The organism is Streptomyces sp. NPDC023723 (assembly GCF_040639815.1).
Taxonomy (GTDB): domain Bacteria; phylum Actinomycetota; class Actinomycetes; order Streptomycetales; family Streptomycetaceae; genus Streptomyces.
On record NZ_JBFAAP010000001.1, the window covers coordinates 371810 to 386335 of the forward strand.

Sequence of the window (14526 nt, forward strand, 5' to 3'; positions counted from 1 at the left end):
GGCAGCGGCACACCTTCAGGGAGGACGGGGAAGGGCCGCCACGCGCGCGTGGCGGCCCTTCCCCGTCCTCCCTGACTCTTCCCGCCTCTCCCCGCCTCTTCCCGCAGGTCAGCGGAACCGCCGCACCCCCTCCGGTGTGACCGCCGCGTGCACCGGCCGGTCGTGCGGCTCCACCGGCACCCGCGCGACGACCTCCGTGCCGTACAGCAGCACCACCAGCGCCGGGGCCGCCCCCGCCCGCGCCAGCCGGGCCAGCACCCGGTCGTAGGAGCCGCCGCCGCGGCCCAGCCGCAGGCCGCGCCCGTCGACCGCGAGCCCGGGCAGCAGCACCACGTCGGCCGCCGTCACCGCCGCCGGCCCCAGCCGCGGCCCGGCGGGCTCCAGCAGCTCCATCCGCCCGCCGTGCCGCACCCGCGCGAGCGAGCCCGCACCGGCGTACTCGCCCCAGTCCAGGTCGCCGTCCGGCAGCAGGGCGGGCAGCAGCACCCGGACCCCCCGCGCGCACAGCGCGTCGAGCAGCGCGCGGGTGCCCGGCTCGGCGCCCACCGAGACGTACGCCGCCACCGTGCGCGCCCCCGCCAGCTCCGGCAGCCCGAGCGCCCGGTCGGCCAACGCCGCCTCCGCCACCCGCAGGTCATCGTCCGTCAACCTGTTCCTCACCGCGATGATCTCGCGCCGCAAGACGCGCTTGTCAGGCTCGTCGGCGGGTCCGTCCCGGTCCAAGGTCGCTCCCTTACTGGTCCCGTACCGTCCAATGTGCTCATATGAGCACTGTCTCTCCACAGATGCTGATCACCTGTGAAGGCAGCGGATATGGTGGCGGACATGACTCAGTCGCACCCCAGGATCAGCAAGGCTGTCATCCCCGCAGCAGGTCTGGGCACCCGGTTCCTGCCGGCCACCAAGGCCACGCCCAAGGAGATGCTGCCGGTCGTGGACAAGCCGGCGATCCAGTACGTGGTCGAGGAGGCCGTCGCCGCCGGTCTCGACGACGTCCTCATGGTCACGGGCCGCAACAAGCGCCCTCTGGAGGACCACTTCGACCGCAACTACGAGCTGGAGTCGGCTCTCCAGAAGAAGGGCGACGCCGACCGGCTGGCCAAGGTGCAGGAGTCCAGCGACCTCGCGATGATCCACTACGTCCGCCAGGGCGACCCCAAGGGCCTCGGCCACGCCGTCCTGGCCGCCGCCCCGCACGTCGGCGACGAGCCCTTCGCGGTCCTCCTCGGCGACGACCTGATCGACCCGCGCGACCCCCTGCTCCAGCGCATGATCGAGGTCCAGGGGCAGTACGGCGGCAGCGTCATCGCGCTCATGGAGGTCGCCCCCGAGCAGATCCACCTCTACGGCTGCGCCGCCGTCGACACCACCGAGGACGGCGACGTCGTCAAGGTCAGCGGCCTGGTCGAGAAGCCCGACCCGGCCGACGCGCCCTCCAACTACGCCGTCATCGGCCGCTACGTCCTCGACCCGCACGTCTTCGGCATACTGCGCCGGACCGAGCCCGGCCGCGGCGGCGAGATCCAGCTCACCGACGCCCTCCAGCAGCTCGCCACCGACGAGAAGGTCGGCGGCCCGGTGCACGGCGTCGTCTTCAAGGGCCGCCGCTATGACACCGGCGACCGGGGCGACTACCTGCGTGCCATTGTCAGACTCGCATGCGAACGTGAAGACCTGGGCCCGGACTTCCGGACCTGGCTTCGCAGTTACGTAGCCGAGGAGATGTAACAACGTTGAGCACGCCCGCGCCCCGCACCGCCGGCCAGGACGGTCACGACGCACCCGCCGAGGACCGGCTGTGGTCGGTGGAGGACCACCTGGAGGACATCCTCGCCACGGTCCGCCCGCTGGACCCCATCGAGCTGAACCTCCTGGAGGCTCAGGGCTGCGTCCTGGTCGAGGACGTCACGGTGCCGGTCTCCCTGCCGCCGTTCGACAACAGCTCCATGGACGGCTACGCGGTACGGGTCGCGGACGTCGCGGGCGCGAGCGAGGAGTTCCCGGCCTGCCTGGAGGTGATCGGGGACGTCGCCGCGGGCGCCGGCGACCAGCTCCGGGTCGGCCCCGGCCAGGCCGCCCGCATCATGACCGGCGCCCCGCTGCCGTCCGGCGCCGAGGCCGTGGTGCCGGTGGAGTGGACCGACGGCGGCCTCGGCGCCGGCCCGGTCACCGGCATGCGCGCCCGCAGCGCGGCCCCCGAGGGCGCCGAGGGCCAGGTCTACGTGTACCGCCCGGCCGAGGCCCGCGCGCACGTCCGGGCGGCCGGCAGCGACGTCCGGGCCGGCGACCGCGCGCTGAGCGCCGGCACCGTCCTCGGCCCGCCCCAGCTCGGCCTGCTCGCCGCGATCGGCCGCGGCCGGGTCCGGGTCCGCCCCCGCCCCCGCGTGGTCGTCCTGTCCACCGGCAGCGAACTCGTCCAGCCCGACGAACAGCTGACCCACGGCCAGATCTACGACTCCAACAGCTTCGCCCTCACCGCCGCCGCCCGCGACGCCGGCGCCATCGCCTACCGGGTCGGCGCCGTGGCCGACGACGCCGAGACCCTGCGCGCCACCATCGAGGACCAGCTCGTGCGCGCCGACCTGATGGTCACCACCGGCGGGGTGAGCGTCGGCGCCTACGACGTCGTCAAGGAGGCCCTCGCGCACGTCGCCGACGAGGACGAGCCGGGCAGCGGCGTCGACTTCCGCAAGCTCGCCATGCAGCCCGGCAAGCCCCAGGGCTTCGGCTCCGTCGGCCCCGACCACACCCCGCTGCTCGCCCTGCCGGGCAACCCGGTCTCCTCGTACGTCTCCTTCGAGCTGTTCGTCCGCCCCGCCATCCGCACCCTGATGGGCCTGCCGGACCCGCACCGCCCCCGCACCACCGCGACCCTCACCACCGACAAGGCGCTGACCTCCCCCAAGGGCCGCCGCCAGTTCCTGCGCGGCACCTACGCGGACGGCTCGGTCGCCCCGGTCGGCGGCGCGAGTTCGCACCTGGTGGCCGCGCTGGCGCACGCCGACGCGCTGATCGTCGTACCCGAGGACGTGGTGAGCGCGCAGCCCGGTACCGAGGTCGAGGTCGTGCTGCTCGGCTGAGCGCCCGCGCGGGGGCCCGCAGGGCGGTCCTGCCCCGGTGCGCGCGCCGGCATGGGGGTACCGTGTCGCGCACAACTGGCCCGCGAGCCGCACCGCGGGCCCGGACCGGGAGCGCCACACACGTCATGAGCACGCAGGACCGACTGACCCATATCGACGAGGCGGGCGCCGCCCGTATGGTCGACGTCTCGCAGAAGGACGTGACCGCCCGCACCGCCCGTGCCAGCGGCCGGGTCCTGGTCGCCCCCGCGGTCGTCGAGCTGCTGCGCGGCGCGGGCGTCCCGAAGGGCGACGCGCTGGCCACCGCCCGGATCGCGGGCATCATGGGCGCCAAGCGCACCCCCGACCTGATCCCGCTGTGCCACCCGTTGTCGGTGTCGGGTGTGACACTGGACCTGTCGGTCGCGGACGACGCCGTGGAGATCGTGGCCACCGTGAAGACCACGGACCGCACGGGCGTCGAGATGGAGGCGCTCACCGCGGTCTCCGTCGCCGCGCTCACCGTGATCGACATGGTGAAGGCGGTAGACAAGGGAGCGGTCATCACGGACGTGCGGGTGGAGCGGAAGACGGGCGGCAAGTCGGGCGACTGGAGCCGGTCATGACGGCCGACGCGCCGATCGGCGGGGCCCCTCCCGCCGCGTACCGCGCCCTGGTGGTCACCGCCTCCAACCGGGCCGCCGCCGGGATCTACGCGGACCGGGGCGGCCCGCTCATCGCCGAGGGCCTCACCCGTCTCGGGTTCACCGTCGAGGGCCCGCGGGTCGTGCCCGACGGCGACCCGGTCGAGGCCGCCCTGCGCGCGGGCGTCGACGCCGGGTACGACGTGATCGTCACCACCGGCGGCACCGGCCTGTCACCCACCGACCGCACCCCCGAGGCGACCCGCGCGGTGCTCGACCGCGAGGTGCCGGGCATCGCGGAGGCGATCCGGGCACGCGGCCGCGACAAGGTGCCCACCGCGGCGCTCTCCCGCGGCCTGGCCGGGGTGGCGGGCGGCACGCTGGTCGTCAACCTGCCCGGGTCCACCGGCGGGGTGAAGGACGGACTGGCCGTACTGGAGCCGCTGCTGCGGCACGCCGTCGACCAGCTCCGCGGCGGCGACCACCCCAGACCCGGCGACACCCGTGGGGGTGCGAGCTGAACAGCCCATCGTGGCCCGTGCGGCTGGCGGACGGCGACACCGTCCTGCGGCCGATAAAGCTGCGTGACCAGCGGGCCTGGCGCGAGGTCAACCGGCGCAACCGGGACTGGCTGCGGCCCTGGGAGGCCACCATCCCGCCGCCCGGCCCCGGCGGGCCGCTCGCGCACCGGCCGACCTACCGGCAGATGGTCCGCCACCTGCGCTCCGAGGCCAACGCGGGCCGGATGCTGCCGTTCGTCATCGAGTACCAGGGCCGGCTGGTCGGGCAGCTCACCGTCGCCGGGATCACCTGGGGCTCGATGTGCTCCGGGCACGTCGGCTACTGGGTGGACGAGGCGGTGGCCGGCCGCGGGGTGATGCCGACCGCCGTGGCACTCGTCGTCGACCACTGTTTCCGCACCGTCGGCCTGCACCGCATCGAGGTCTGCATTCGCCCCGAGAACGGCCCCAGCCGCCGGGTCGTGGAGAAACTCGGATTCCGCGAGGAGGGCCTCAGGCCCCGCTATCTCCACATCGACGGCGCCTGGCGCGACCACCTCGTCTTCGCGCTGACCGCGGAAGAGGTCCCGGAGGGCCTGCTGCGGCGCTGGCACCGGGGCCGGACCCGGCAGGACCATTCCGGAATTGAATAAACGTTCGAATTAAAGGCGTCCGGGTCCGGTTCGGGTCCGGTTCGAGTCCGGTTCGGGTCCAGGAATTGTCACCGGTCCGAAAAAAATTTTGAAATATCAGCCAGATCGTGCGACACACCGGCTCAATTGGCGGATCCCCTCGCGCACATCCCTCTACCGTGTGAGGCGTGAGCAGCAGCGGCCTCATCTACGCAGTCATCGTCGGGGCCTGGGCCGCCTACTTGGTGCCGATGTGGCTCCGTAGGCAGGACGAGCTGAACGAGGCCCGTCCGACGGAACGCTTCAGCACCGCCATCCGGCTTCTGTCCGGACGGGCGGGCATGGAGCGCCGGTACGCCAAGGACCTGCGGGCGCGCTCCACCGACGAGGGGGAGCCCGGCCCCGGCGACCCGGACGCCGTCACCGACTCGGTGGACGTCCGGGCCTTCGCCGTGTCCAGAACCCGCCCGGAGGTCCGCCCGCCGGCCCCGGCCGCGCAGCCCCCGCGGCCCGCGCAGTCCCCGGAACCGGTCGCGCGGGAGCAGCGCCCCGCCCGGCGGGACGCCGGCGACCGGGCGGCGGCGCAGGCCGCGGCGGCCCGCGCGCGGCGCGTCAAGGCGCTCGCCCGCCGCCGCCGGACCACCGTGCTGCTCTTCCTCGCCTTCACGCTCGGCGCGGTCGTCGCCGCGGTCGGCGGACTGGCGTTCCTGTGGGCGCCCGCCGTGCCGGCCGTGCTGCTCAGCGCGTACATCGCCTACCTCCGGGCCCAGGAGCGGCGCCGTTTCGCCTTCCAGATGGACCGCCGCCGCGCCGAGATCGCCGCGCAGCGGCTGCGGGAGCGCGGCCGGCAGTCCCGTCGGCGGGCCGCCACCGCCGACGTCGGTGCCGAGCCCGACGCCGAGGAACCGCACGAGGCGCCCGGCGCGGAGCCCGACCCCGGCCTGTCGGCGCTGGCCGCGGACCGGCGGGCGCTGGTCGAGCAGACCGACCACGCCGAGTGGGTCGACCAGCAGCGCGAGCGGCAGCGGCGCCCCGGGCAGGGCGAGAGCTGGGACCCGGTGCCGGTGCCGCTGCCGACGTACGTGACCGCGCCGGTGGCCCCCCGGGCAACGGCCGGCGTGGACCTCTCGGCACCCGACGCGTGGAGCTCCGCGCGCTCCAGCGCCGCCGCTCCGGACCGGCGGGAGCCGGCCGACGCCGCCGGCTCCGACGCCGAGCCGTCCGCCGCGCCGGACCGCGCCGAGGAGCGGGCCGAGGAGCGTGGCGAGGACCGGCCGCAGGGCCCCGCCCGCCGGGGCGGCCGCCGCGCCGCGTCGGCCCGCCGGTCCCGGGAGCGGGGCCGCACCCCGCTCTTCGACCAGTACGAGGACGGCGACCGCCCCAAGGCCGCCAACGAGTAGCCCGCCGGGCCCTCCGTACCGCTCCGGAACGGATTTTTGGGCAGGCCGCACGGGGTGCTAGAGTTTCACTCGTTGCAAGGGCCTGTGGCGCAGTCCGGTAGCGCACCTCGTTCGCATCGAGGGGGCCAGGGGTTCGAATCCCCTCAGGTCCACGCACGACTGTTCTTGAGTTAGCTCAGGAGTGGTTGACGAGATCCCGCCGATCATCATGATCGGTCGGGATCTTCGTCGTTTCCGAGTCTTTTATGAGTCGTTCCTGACTCGCTTCCTGCTCCTCAGCGGTGCCCGGCGCCTGAGCGCGGATCTCGTCGAGGGCCTCGGCCGGCTGATCACGAGTCGTGCCCGCCATCGCCGAACCGGCCTGAACTGCGGCGGGTTGTGCTTCCAGCTGCGGATGCGGAGGTCCACCGCCGTACGCGCGTCTGACGCCGCAGCGGTCTTATCCGTGCCGGCGGAGCCCCGGTTCACGAGTGCGCCGGCCCAGTGGGGTGGGTGTCCGTCCCGGTCGGCCGGTGCTTGGCGGGGGCCGGCCGGATCGCAGCGAAGGCCGTGGCGAGCTGGTCGAGCAGAGGGGCTGCGCAGGGGTGCGGGCCGCGATGCGGCGTGATCGTGTAGATGCCGCGGGTCGGGGGATCGACCAGGCTCACGGTGGTGATGTCGGTTCGCAGTGCGCGCGTCAGCACCCCGGGGACCAGCGCGATGGCGTGGCCGGTCGCGACCAGGGCCAGCTTGCCGGGCAGATCGGCCGCGGTGAGGTCGATACGGGCGCTGACTCCGGCGCGGGCGGCGTGCTGGTGCAGGAGGGCCGCCGAGCCGTCGTTGTCCTCGACCCAGGTCTGGTCGGCCAGGGTCTGCATGCGCACCGGGCCGCGCCCGGCCTGCGGATGGCCGACGGGCAGTGCGACGACCATGTCGTCCAGCCCGAGGAACCGTCGTTCGACCCGCGGGTCACGGGGCAGCCCTGGCGGTGCGTCGGTGACGACGGCGACGTCGAGGTCGCCGGTGATCACACGGTGGTGCAGTTGTCCGCTCAAGCCGGGGAGCAGGCTCCACCGGATGGATCCGGTCTCCGTCAGCAGGGCCCGGATGGCCTCGGGGACGATCCCGGCGGCAAGAGAAGGTGTCGCGCCGACCGCCAGCGGCCGGTTGAACGCCCCGTCGCCGGCCTCCCGTACGGCACGTACGGCGCGGTCGGCCTCGCTGAGCGTGGCCAGAGCGTGGTGCCGGAACACCTCGCCGGCGGGCGTCGGGCGCACACCGCGCGCGTGCCGCTCGATCAGCGGCACGCCGAGCTGCCGCTCCAGCCCGGCGATCTGCCGGGAGACGGCCGACTGCGTGTGATGGAGCTCGGCGGCCGCCGCCGACAGAGACCCGAGCCGGCATACGGTCACGAAGGTCCGCCACACCGTCAGTTCCATGGCGCCAGTATGCCCAGCCGGTATGCGGACTCCGCAGGGCCAGCCTGCAAGATCTGCGCTTGTCGCAGCCTTCGTGGTGCACCATCGTGGCGCGCATGACCACACCGCACACGATCGCCGTCCTCGGCCTGGGGCGCATGGGCGAGGCGATCGCGACACGACTGGCCGCCCAGGGCTGGGACGTCGTCGGCTGGACGCGCTCGGGGCGCACATCAGGTGCCGTCAAGACGACCGGCGATCCGCACGACGCCGTGGCCAACGCCGGCCTCGTACTCCTGACGCTGTTCGACGGCCCGGCCTGCCGACATGTCCTCGACGACGTCCGTGACTCGCTGCGAACGGACACGATGGTGCTGAACACCAGCACCATCGCCCCCGCCGAAGCGGCCGAGCTGTCCCGGCAGTTCGGCCCGGCCTACGTCCACGCGCCCGTGCTCGGCTCTGTTCCGGCTGCCGCCGCCGGAGCCCTGCAGATCCTTGCCGCCGCTCACCAAGACGCGCTTGATCGAGTCCGGCCGGTCCTGGAAGCGCTGGGCACCGTCCGGCACGTCGAGGACGCCTCCACCGCCGCCGCGCTGAAGCTGATCGCCAACAACAGCCTCGCCGGCGCCGTCCTCGCGCTGCGCGACTCACTACGGCAAGCCGACGCCCTCGACCTGCCCCGTGCCCAGGTACTCGACATCCTCCAACTCGGCCAACTCGGCGGGCTCGTGGCCCGCAAACGGCCCTTCCTGGCCGGCCGGCCCGGCGCTGTCACGGCCGAATTCACCATCGGCGCGCTGGCCAAGGACATGGCTCTGCTGGCCGCCGCGTCCAACACCCCCTTGCGCAGCGCAGTCGGCCTGGCCGACACCCCAGAGGCCGACATCGCGGCCGCCGCCACGGTCCCCGCCGTGGCAGACGCCGTACTCGAACCGCTCCGCGCCTACATCCGCGGGCACTCCACCGGGGACCCCGCCCACTTCAGGGACGCGTTCCTTCCCACTGCCCACATCGAGGGGCTCCGTGACGGCGCATTCGTCTCCTGGCGCCTGGACGAATACTGCGCTCTCTTCCCAGGCTGGCCGGCCCCGGACGAACCGACCCGCTCCCGCCGCATCGACGCCATCGACGTCCACGGCACTGTCGCGACCGCGACCATGACGCTCTCGCACGGCGCGGACACGTTCACCGACATCTTCCTGCTGGTCCGCTCCGACGACAGCTGGCGTATCGCCAACAAGGCGTACCACCGCCACTCCTGAGAACGCGGGCAGCAGTCATCCGCCGGATTCAGCGTCCTGCCCGGATCAGTCGTTCCGGGCCGAGGAAGCCGGTGTCGCACCGGCTGGTCCATCGGCGCACGGCCAGGCGCCGTGCGGCCCTGCAATCGCTGTACTCGGCCCGGAGCCGGGAAACGACGGCGAGCTGAAGGGGGCAGCGCATCACCGCTGTTCAGAAGGTCAGCGTGGATTCAGGCGCGGTAGGTGTTCTCCCGGGCCTGTTGGGCGGGGCTGTCCCAGCCCTTGGCCGAGGCGGCGCCTAAGAAGCGGACCTCCCAGTGGCCGTCCGGTGCCGGGGGCGCGGCGCGGTCGCCGCGGCCCGCGGTCATGCGACGCCCGCGGGTCCGGTACCACCGGGCCGTGGTCTTCGCCGTGACCCCTGGAGTCGGAAGGCGCCGCCCGCCGGCAGCACGGCGAAGACCACGGCGGTCAGCGCGCAGCCGCCCGCCGCCGCGCCGAGCGCGGGCCACGGCAGGACCGGGGCCGCCGGGGCCGACAGCAGGGTCAGGGCGCCGGTCATCCCCAGCAGGTTCAGCGCCGCCACCAGCACGCCGAGCAGTGCGCCGACGGCGGCCGCGGTCAGCGCCTCCACCGCGACCAGGCCGAGGACCTGCGGCGCGGTGGCGCCCGCCAGGCGCAGGGCGGCCAGTTCGCGGCGCCGGTCGGCGGTCGCCATGACCTGGGTGCCGGCCAGCGCGATGGCCGCGTAGACCAGGGCGATGCCCAGCACCAGGAGGAGGCCGAGGCGGGTCGTGCCGTCGGCCCGGGGCGCGGTGCCGCGCAGCCAGGCGGCGGCGCCGTACACCCGGCCGTCCGTGCCCCCGACCGCCGCCCGCAGTCCGGCCGCCACGGCGGCCCGCCCGGCGCCGGCCGCCACCGTCACCTCCACCCGGTCCACCGGGGCGCCCGGCGCGTTGGCCGGGGTGACGTACACGCCGTTGTCGCCCGTGCCGACGGCCAGGACGGCGGCGACCCGCAGGGTGCGGCGGGTGCCGTCGCCGAGGCGGACCGGGACCCGCCGGCCCACGGTGTGCCGTTCCCACTCCTCGTTGACGACGATCGAGCCGTCGTCCAGGTCGGTGAGCCGGCCGGCCGTCACCGGCAGCCGGGTGGTCGCGGCGAGCGCCGCCGGGTCGGCCGCGCGGGCGGCGGACCGGATCAGCGCCACGCCCTCCTCCACGACGTACACCGAACTGGCCGCGGTGGCCGAGACGGCCGCCGTGCCGGGCACGGCCCGCAGCCGCCGTACCGTCGCCGCGTCCAGGCCGCCGTCCGCCGTCACCACGAAGTCGGCCGTCGTACGGGTGCGGGCCTCGGCCGTCCGTGCCGCGTCGAGCGTCGCCGTCGCGCCGAGCAGCGAACCCGTCAGTGCCACCGTCACCAGGACCGGGGCCGCGACGGCGGCGGTACGGCGGGCAGCCGCCGTGGCGTTCTCCCGGACCAGAACCGCGAGCAGGCCGCCCGGCAGCCGGGCCGGCAACCAGGTCAGCAGCCGGACCAGCGGGCCCGCCAGCGCCGGGGCGAGCAGCGCGAACGCCGTGATCAGCAGCATCGGGCGGCTGATGTACGTCTTGCGGTGCAGCAGGTCGGCCGGGTCGGTCAGCAGCGCCCACCCGGCGGTCCCGGCGGCCGCCGCCAGCAGCGCCGTACCGGCGAGCAGCCGGCCCCGGGTGCGGGCGCCGTGCTCCGCCGACGCCTCGCGCAGCGCCTCGGCCGGCCGGGTGCGCCCCGCCCGCCAGGACGCCGCCGTCACCCCGCACAGTGCCACCGTCAGACCGGTCCAGAACGCCGCGTGGTACGGCCAGGTGTGGTCGCCGATGGTGAACCAGGCGGGGGCGAGTCCCCCCGCCACGGTCCGGGCCGCCAGGTGCGGGGCGGCGTACCCGCCGAGCGCGCAGCCCGTCGCCGCGGCCGCCCCGCCGACCAGCAGCGCCTCCGCGTACACCGTCCGGCGCACCTGGCCGGGCGTCGCGCCCGCCGTCCGCAGCAGCCCGAACTCCCGGCGGCGCTGGGCGACCGTGAACGCGGACGTCGACGCCACGACGAAGACGGCGACGAAGGCGGCCACCCCGCCCGCCGTGCCGAACAGGGAGTTCAGGGCCGTCACCGCCGCCCGGTCCCGGTCCGGTGCCGGGTCCGCCAGGTGCCGCGCGGCGCCGGTCAGCACCTGGGCCCGGTCGCCCACGGCCCGCCGTACCGCCGCCGGGTCCGCGGCCACCACCAGCTGGGTGCTGACCGGGGCCAGCCGGGCGGCCACCGCGTCGGGGTAGAAGACGGCCCGCTCGAAGCCCCGGCCGGCCACCGTCCCCACCACCCGGACCGGGCCGTGTCCGGTGCGCAGCCGGTCGCCGGGAGCTGCCCGGCCGCCGGTGACGACCACCTCGCCGGCGGCGCGCGGCGCCCGGCCCGCGGTCAGCTCGTACCGGGCGAAGGCCGCCGTCGACCACGGGTGACCGACCAGTGCCCCGGACTCGCCCGGTATCCGTACCGGGAAGGAGCGGTCCTCGGTGACCTCGCCGAGCGTGCGCAGGGCGGCGACCGTGCCGGCCGGCACCGGGCGCGGCCGGTCCAGTCGCGCGGTGCGTACGCCGGCCGCGGTCGGCACCCGCAGGGTGTCCGTGCCGCGCACCACCACCGGCGCGGCGGCGAACCGTTCCGGGGCGCGGCCGGGGGCGTCCGCCGCCGAGGCCAGGGCCAGACCCATCACGGTGAGCAGCGCGACGCCGAGCGCGAGGGCGACGAAGCCGCCGGCGAAGGCGGTCCAGCGCAGCCGCAGGGTGTGCGGGGCGAGGGTCAGCACGGCACGGCCGCCGCGTCGTCCGCTTCGAGGGAGGCCATCCGGGCCGCGATCTCGCCGGCCGGGGCGCCACCGGTCAGCTCCCCGTGCACCCGGCCGTCGACCAGGAACACCACCCGGTCCGCGTACGCGGCGGCCACCGGGTCGTGCGTCACCATGACCAGCGTGCGGCGGTCGGCGTCCACCATCTCCCGCAGCAGGGACAGGACATGACGGCCCGTCACCGTGTCGAGCGCGCCGGTCGGTTCGTCGCCGAACAGCACCTCGGGGCCGGTGATCAGGGCGCGGGCGATCGCGACGCGCTGCTGCTGGCCGCCGGACAGCTGCGCCGGCCGGTGCCGGGCGCGGTCCGCGAGACCGACCCGGCGCAGCGCCTCCCGCACCTGAGCCCGGCGCGGGCGCCGGCCCGCCAGGCGCAGCGGCAGGGCGACGTTCTGCTCGGCGGTCAGCGCCGGCAGCAGGTTGAACGCCTGGAACACGAACCCGATCCGGGCCCGGCGCAACAGCGTCAGCCGCCGCTCGCTCAGCTCCGTCAGCTCCGTCCCGCCGAGCCGTACCGACCCGGAGGTGGGGCGGTCCAGACCCGCCGCGCATTGCAGCAGTGTCGACTTGCCGGAGCCGGACGGGCCCATCACGGCGGTGAAGGTGCCGGTGGGGAAGGCGAGCGAGACCCCGTCCAGGGCCCGTACCCCGCCGCCCCCGGCCCCGTAGCGCCTGCTGACGTCCCGCAGTTCGATCGCGTCGGTTTCCATGGCCGTAGCCAACCCCGGGGAGACCGGCCGGGTCAGTGCGGCAGGGGCGAGAACCGGGGTGGGGCCAGGCATACCCCCGAAGCTCCGGTCACGGTGATGGTGCGGGTCCGCGGGCCGCCCGTACGGTGATCCGCATGACGATGTGGGGGGCGCTCGGCGGGCGCGGGTACCTGGGGTCGGCGTGGCCCTGGCGGGCGGTCGCGTACCTGCTGAGCGGGGCGTTGTTCGGAGCGGTCGTGCTGGTGGTGATCGTCAGTGGGGCGCTGGTCGGGGGCGCGCTGGCCGTCGTCGTCATCGGGCTGCCGGTGCTGGGGCTGACCGCGCTGGCCGGGATACCCGTCGCCGCGATCGAGCGCCGCCGGCTGCGGCTGGCGGGGGTGCGGCCGGTGCCCGGCGGGCGGCACCGGGTGCCCGGCCGGGCGGGACTGCCGGCGTGGCTGACCACGCGGGTCCGGGAGCCGGCCACCTGGCGAGAACTCGGGTACGCCGTCCTGCTCGGCTTCGTCCTGTGGCCACTGGACGCGGTGGTGGTGATGGCCTGCACGGTGGTGCCGCTCTCGATGGTCGCGGCGCCCGCGCTGGTCGCCGCCGACGGCGAGGCGAAGGTGCTGAAGGTGTGGCTGGTCGAGGGCTGGCCCGCGGCCACCGCGGCCGCCGTGCTCGGGCTGGTGCTGCTGGCCGCCGGGGCGTACGCGCTGGGGGTGCTGGCGGGGGCGCGGGCGGAGCTGGCGCGGGTGCTGCTGGGCGCCGGCCCGGACGGCGACCGGGTCACCGAACTCGTCCGGTCCCGGGCCCGGCTGGTCGACGCCTTCGAGGCGGAGCGGCGGCGGATCGAACGCGATCTGCACGACGGTGCCCAGCAGCGGCTGGTCGCCCTCGGGATCGCCCTTGGCCTGGCCCGCCTCGACGCCCCGCCCGGCGGGCCCCTCGCCGGCCAACTCGCCCGCGCCCACCGGGAGGCCGAGCTGGCCCTGGCCGACCTGCGCGAACTCGTCCAGGGCATCCATCCGCAGGTGCTCGCCGACTACGGCCTGCCGGCCGCCGTGGCCGACGCCGCCGACCGCAGCCCCGTACCGGTGGATCTGGAACTGGACCTGCCAGGGCGGCTGCCGGGCCCCGTCGAGGCCGCCGGGTACTTCGTGGTCTGCGAGGCGCTGGCCAACGTGGCCAAGCACAGCGGCGCGCGGCGGGCGCGGGTGCGGGGCGGGTACGCCGACGGGCCCGGCCTGGTCCTGGAGATCGCCGACGACGGGCGCGGCGGCGCGGACCCGGAGCACGGCAGCGGACTGACCGGGCTCGCGGACCGGGTGTCGGTGCTCGATGGCAGACTCACCCTGTCCAGCCCGCCGGGCGGACCGACCCTGCTGCGAGTGGAGCTTCCGTGCCGGCCGACGCCCGACCCTTGCGGATAGTCCTCGCCGAGGACAGCGTGCTGCTGCGCGAGGGGCTGACCGGCCTGCTCACCCGCTTCGGACACGAGGTCGTCGCGGCGGTCGGCGACGCGGACGCGCTGCTCGCGGCGGTGCGGGAGCACGGCCCCGACGTGCTGGTGACGGACGTGCGGATGCCGCCGGGACTGCACGACGAGGGGCTGCGGGCCGCGGTGACGCTGCGCGCGGAGCGGCCCGGGCTGCCGGTGCTGGTACTCAGCCAGTACGTGCAGCGCGCCTACGCCGCCGAACTGCTGGACTCCGGGGACGGCTCGGGCGTCGGGTATCTGCTGAAGGACCGGGTCGGCCAGGTCGAGGACTTCGTGGCGGCCCTGTGCGACGTCGCGGCCGGCGGCACGGTCGTCGACCCCGAGGTGGTACGGCAACTGCTGCGCCGCCGCCGCGACCCGCTGGCCCGGCTCACCCCGCGCGAACGGGAGGTGCTGGCGCTGGTCGCGGAGGGCCGGTCCAACGGGGCGATCGCCCGGACGCTGGTGGTGTCCGAGGCGGCCGTCGGCAAGCACATCGGGTCCATCCTGACCAAGCTGGACCTGCCGCCGGCCGACGACACGCACCGGCGGGTGCTGGCGGTGCTGGCGTTTTTGCGGGCCTGATGAGTGCCGATGGTGCCA

Annotated in this window: 15 protein-coding genes and 1 tRNA gene; 10 read left to right on the forward strand and 6 right to left on the reverse strand. The window is 75.3% G+C overall.

The genetic code is table 11. The features are described from left to right. Positions 1 to 108 precede the first annotated feature (108 nt). A complete protein-coding gene (locus AB0G32_RS01805; protein ID WP_361156687.1) occupies positions 109 to 723 on the reverse strand; it encodes a 5-formyltetrahydrofolate cyclo-ligase in 615 nt (204 codons plus the stop codon). 102 nt (positions 724 to 825) lie between these two features. On the opposite strand from AB0G32_RS01805, the gene galU reads away from it, so the two are divergent. From galU to AB0G32_RS01840, 7 genes are all read left to right on the forward strand, one after another. After that, positions 826 to 1728 (forward strand): UTP--glucose-1-phosphate uridylyltransferase GalU, encoded by a 903-nt coding sequence (galU, locus tag AB0G32_RS01810; protein ID WP_361156689.1) that lies wholly within the window; start codon positions 826 to 828, stop codon positions 1726 to 1728. A gap of 68 nt (positions 1729 to 1796) precedes the next feature. Further along, positions 1797 to 3080, forward strand: a complete 1284-nt coding sequence (gene glp, locus AB0G32_RS01815; protein ID WP_361157150.1) for a gephyrin-like molybdotransferase Glp — start codon at positions 1797 to 1799, stop codon at positions 3078 to 3080. A gap of 125 nt (positions 3081 to 3205) precedes the next feature. Further along, positions 3206 to 3685: a cyclic pyranopterin monophosphate synthase MoaC gene (gene moaC, locus AB0G32_RS01820; RefSeq protein WP_361156692.1), complete on the forward strand. Its 480-nt coding sequence runs from the start codon at positions 3206 to 3208 to the stop codon at positions 3683 to 3685. Beyond that, positions 3682 to 4224, forward strand: a complete 543-nt coding sequence (locus AB0G32_RS01825) for a MogA/MoaB family molybdenum cofactor biosynthesis protein (protein ID WP_361156694.1) — start codon at positions 3682 to 3684, stop codon at positions 4222 to 4224. Before moaC ends, AB0G32_RS01825 begins: the two co-directional genes overlap by 4 nt. A 23-nt stretch (positions 4225 to 4247) precedes the next feature. Continuing rightward, the gene (locus tag AB0G32_RS01830) at positions 4248 to 4856 is read left to right on the forward strand and encodes a GNAT family protein (RefSeq protein WP_361157152.1); all 609 of its coding nucleotides are present in this window, start codon (positions 4248 to 4250) and stop codon (positions 4854 to 4856) included. 167 nt (positions 4857 to 5023) lie between these two features. Beyond that, on the forward strand, positions 5024 to 6235 hold the full coding sequence (gene glpR, locus AB0G32_RS01835; RefSeq protein ID WP_361156697.1) for a gephyrin-like molybdotransferase receptor GlpR: 1212 nt from the start codon (positions 5024 to 5026) through the stop codon (positions 6233 to 6235). 78 nt (positions 6236 to 6313) lie between these two features. After that, positions 6314 to 6387, forward strand: a tRNA-Ala gene (locus tag AB0G32_RS01840). Positions 6388 to 6410: 23 nt separating this feature from the next. Here AB0G32_RS01840 and AB0G32_RS01845 read toward each other — a convergent pair. Both AB0G32_RS01845 and AB0G32_RS01850 read right to left on the reverse strand, forming a co-directional pair. Further along, positions 6411 to 6584, reverse strand: a complete 174-nt coding sequence (locus tag AB0G32_RS01845; RefSeq protein ID WP_361156699.1) for a hypothetical protein — start codon at positions 6582 to 6584, stop codon at positions 6411 to 6413. Between the two features lie 115 nt (positions 6585 to 6699). Continuing rightward, on the reverse strand, positions 6700 to 7653 hold the full coding sequence (locus AB0G32_RS01850) for a LysR family transcriptional regulator (RefSeq protein WP_361156702.1): 954 nt from the start codon (positions 7651 to 7653) through the stop codon (positions 6700 to 6702). A gap of 95 nt (positions 7654 to 7748) precedes the next feature. On the opposite strand from AB0G32_RS01850, the gene AB0G32_RS01855 reads away from it, so the two are divergent. Further along, a complete protein-coding gene (locus tag AB0G32_RS01855; protein WP_361156705.1) occupies positions 7749 to 8897 on the forward strand; it encodes a nuclear transport factor 2 family protein in 1149 nt (382 codons plus the stop codon). Positions 8898 to 9106: 209 nt separating this feature from the next. On the opposite strand, the gene AB0G32_RS01860 is transcribed toward AB0G32_RS01855, so the two are convergent. Genes AB0G32_RS01860 through AB0G32_RS01870 form a run of 3 tightly spaced genes read right to left on the reverse strand, consistent with a single transcriptional unit; the run spans position 9107 to position 12464 of the window. After that, positions 9107 to 9244 (reverse strand): hypothetical protein, encoded by a 138-nt coding sequence (locus AB0G32_RS01860; protein WP_361156707.1) that lies wholly within the window; start codon positions 9242 to 9244, stop codon positions 9107 to 9109. After that, a complete protein-coding gene (locus AB0G32_RS01865; RefSeq protein WP_361156708.1) occupies positions 9241 to 11715 on the reverse strand; it encodes an ABC transporter permease in 2475 nt (824 codons plus the stop codon). Before AB0G32_RS01865 ends, AB0G32_RS01860 begins: the two co-directional genes overlap by 4 nt. Further along, the gene (locus AB0G32_RS01870; protein ID WP_361156711.1) at positions 11709 to 12464 is read right to left on the reverse strand and encodes an ABC transporter ATP-binding protein; all 756 of its coding nucleotides are present in this window, start codon (positions 12462 to 12464) and stop codon (positions 11709 to 11711) included. The genes AB0G32_RS01865 and AB0G32_RS01870 overlap by 7 nt, the downstream gene beginning before the upstream one ends. Positions 12465 to 12604: 140 nt before the next feature. Here AB0G32_RS01870 and AB0G32_RS01875 point away from each other — a divergent pair, with 140 nt between their 5' ends. Both AB0G32_RS01875 and AB0G32_RS01880 read left to right on the forward strand, forming a co-directional pair. Then, the gene (locus AB0G32_RS01875; protein WP_361157154.1) at positions 12605 to 13876 is read left to right on the forward strand and encodes a sensor domain-containing protein; all 1272 of its coding nucleotides are present in this window, start codon (positions 12605 to 12607) and stop codon (positions 13874 to 13876) included. Beyond that, positions 13846 to 14508, forward strand: a complete 663-nt coding sequence (locus tag AB0G32_RS01880; protein WP_361156713.1) for a response regulator transcription factor — start codon at positions 13846 to 13848, stop codon at positions 14506 to 14508. Before AB0G32_RS01875 ends, AB0G32_RS01880 begins: the two co-directional genes overlap by 31 nt. The last annotated feature ends 18 nt before the right edge of the window (positions 14509 to 14526 follow it).

Coding starts and splice junctions, on each gene's coding strand:
- AB0G32_RS01845 (WP_361156699.1), bottom strand. CDS start 6,584: ATGGCGGGCACGACTCGTGATCAGCCGGCCGAGGCCCTCGACGAGATC.
- AB0G32_RS01875 (WP_361157154.1), top strand. CDS start 12,605: ATGTGGGGGGCGCTCGGCGGGCGCGGGTACCTGGGGTCGGCGTGGCCC.
- moaC (WP_361156692.1), top strand. CDS start 3,206: ATGAGCACGCAGGACCGACTGACCCATATCGACGAGGCGGGCGCCGCC.
- galU (WP_361156689.1), top strand. CDS start 826: ATGACTCAGTCGCACCCCAGGATCAGCAAGGCTGTCATCCCCGCAGCA.
- AB0G32_RS01860 (WP_361156707.1), bottom strand. CDS start 9,244: ATGACCGCGGGCCGCGGCGACCGCGCCGCGCCCCCGGCACCGGACGGC.
- AB0G32_RS01870 (WP_361156711.1), bottom strand. CDS start 12,464: ATGGAAACCGACGCGATCGAACTGCGGGACGTCAGCAGGCGCTACGGG.
- AB0G32_RS01825 (WP_361156694.1), top strand. CDS start 3,682: ATGACGGCCGACGCGCCGATCGGCGGGGCCCCTCCCGCCGCGTACCGC.
- AB0G32_RS01855 (WP_361156705.1), top strand. CDS start 7,749: ATGACCACACCGCACACGATCGCCGTCCTCGGCCTGGGGCGCATGGGC.
- AB0G32_RS01850 (WP_361156702.1), bottom strand. CDS start 7,653: ATGGAACTGACGGTGTGGCGGACCTTCGTGACCGTATGCCGGCTCGGG.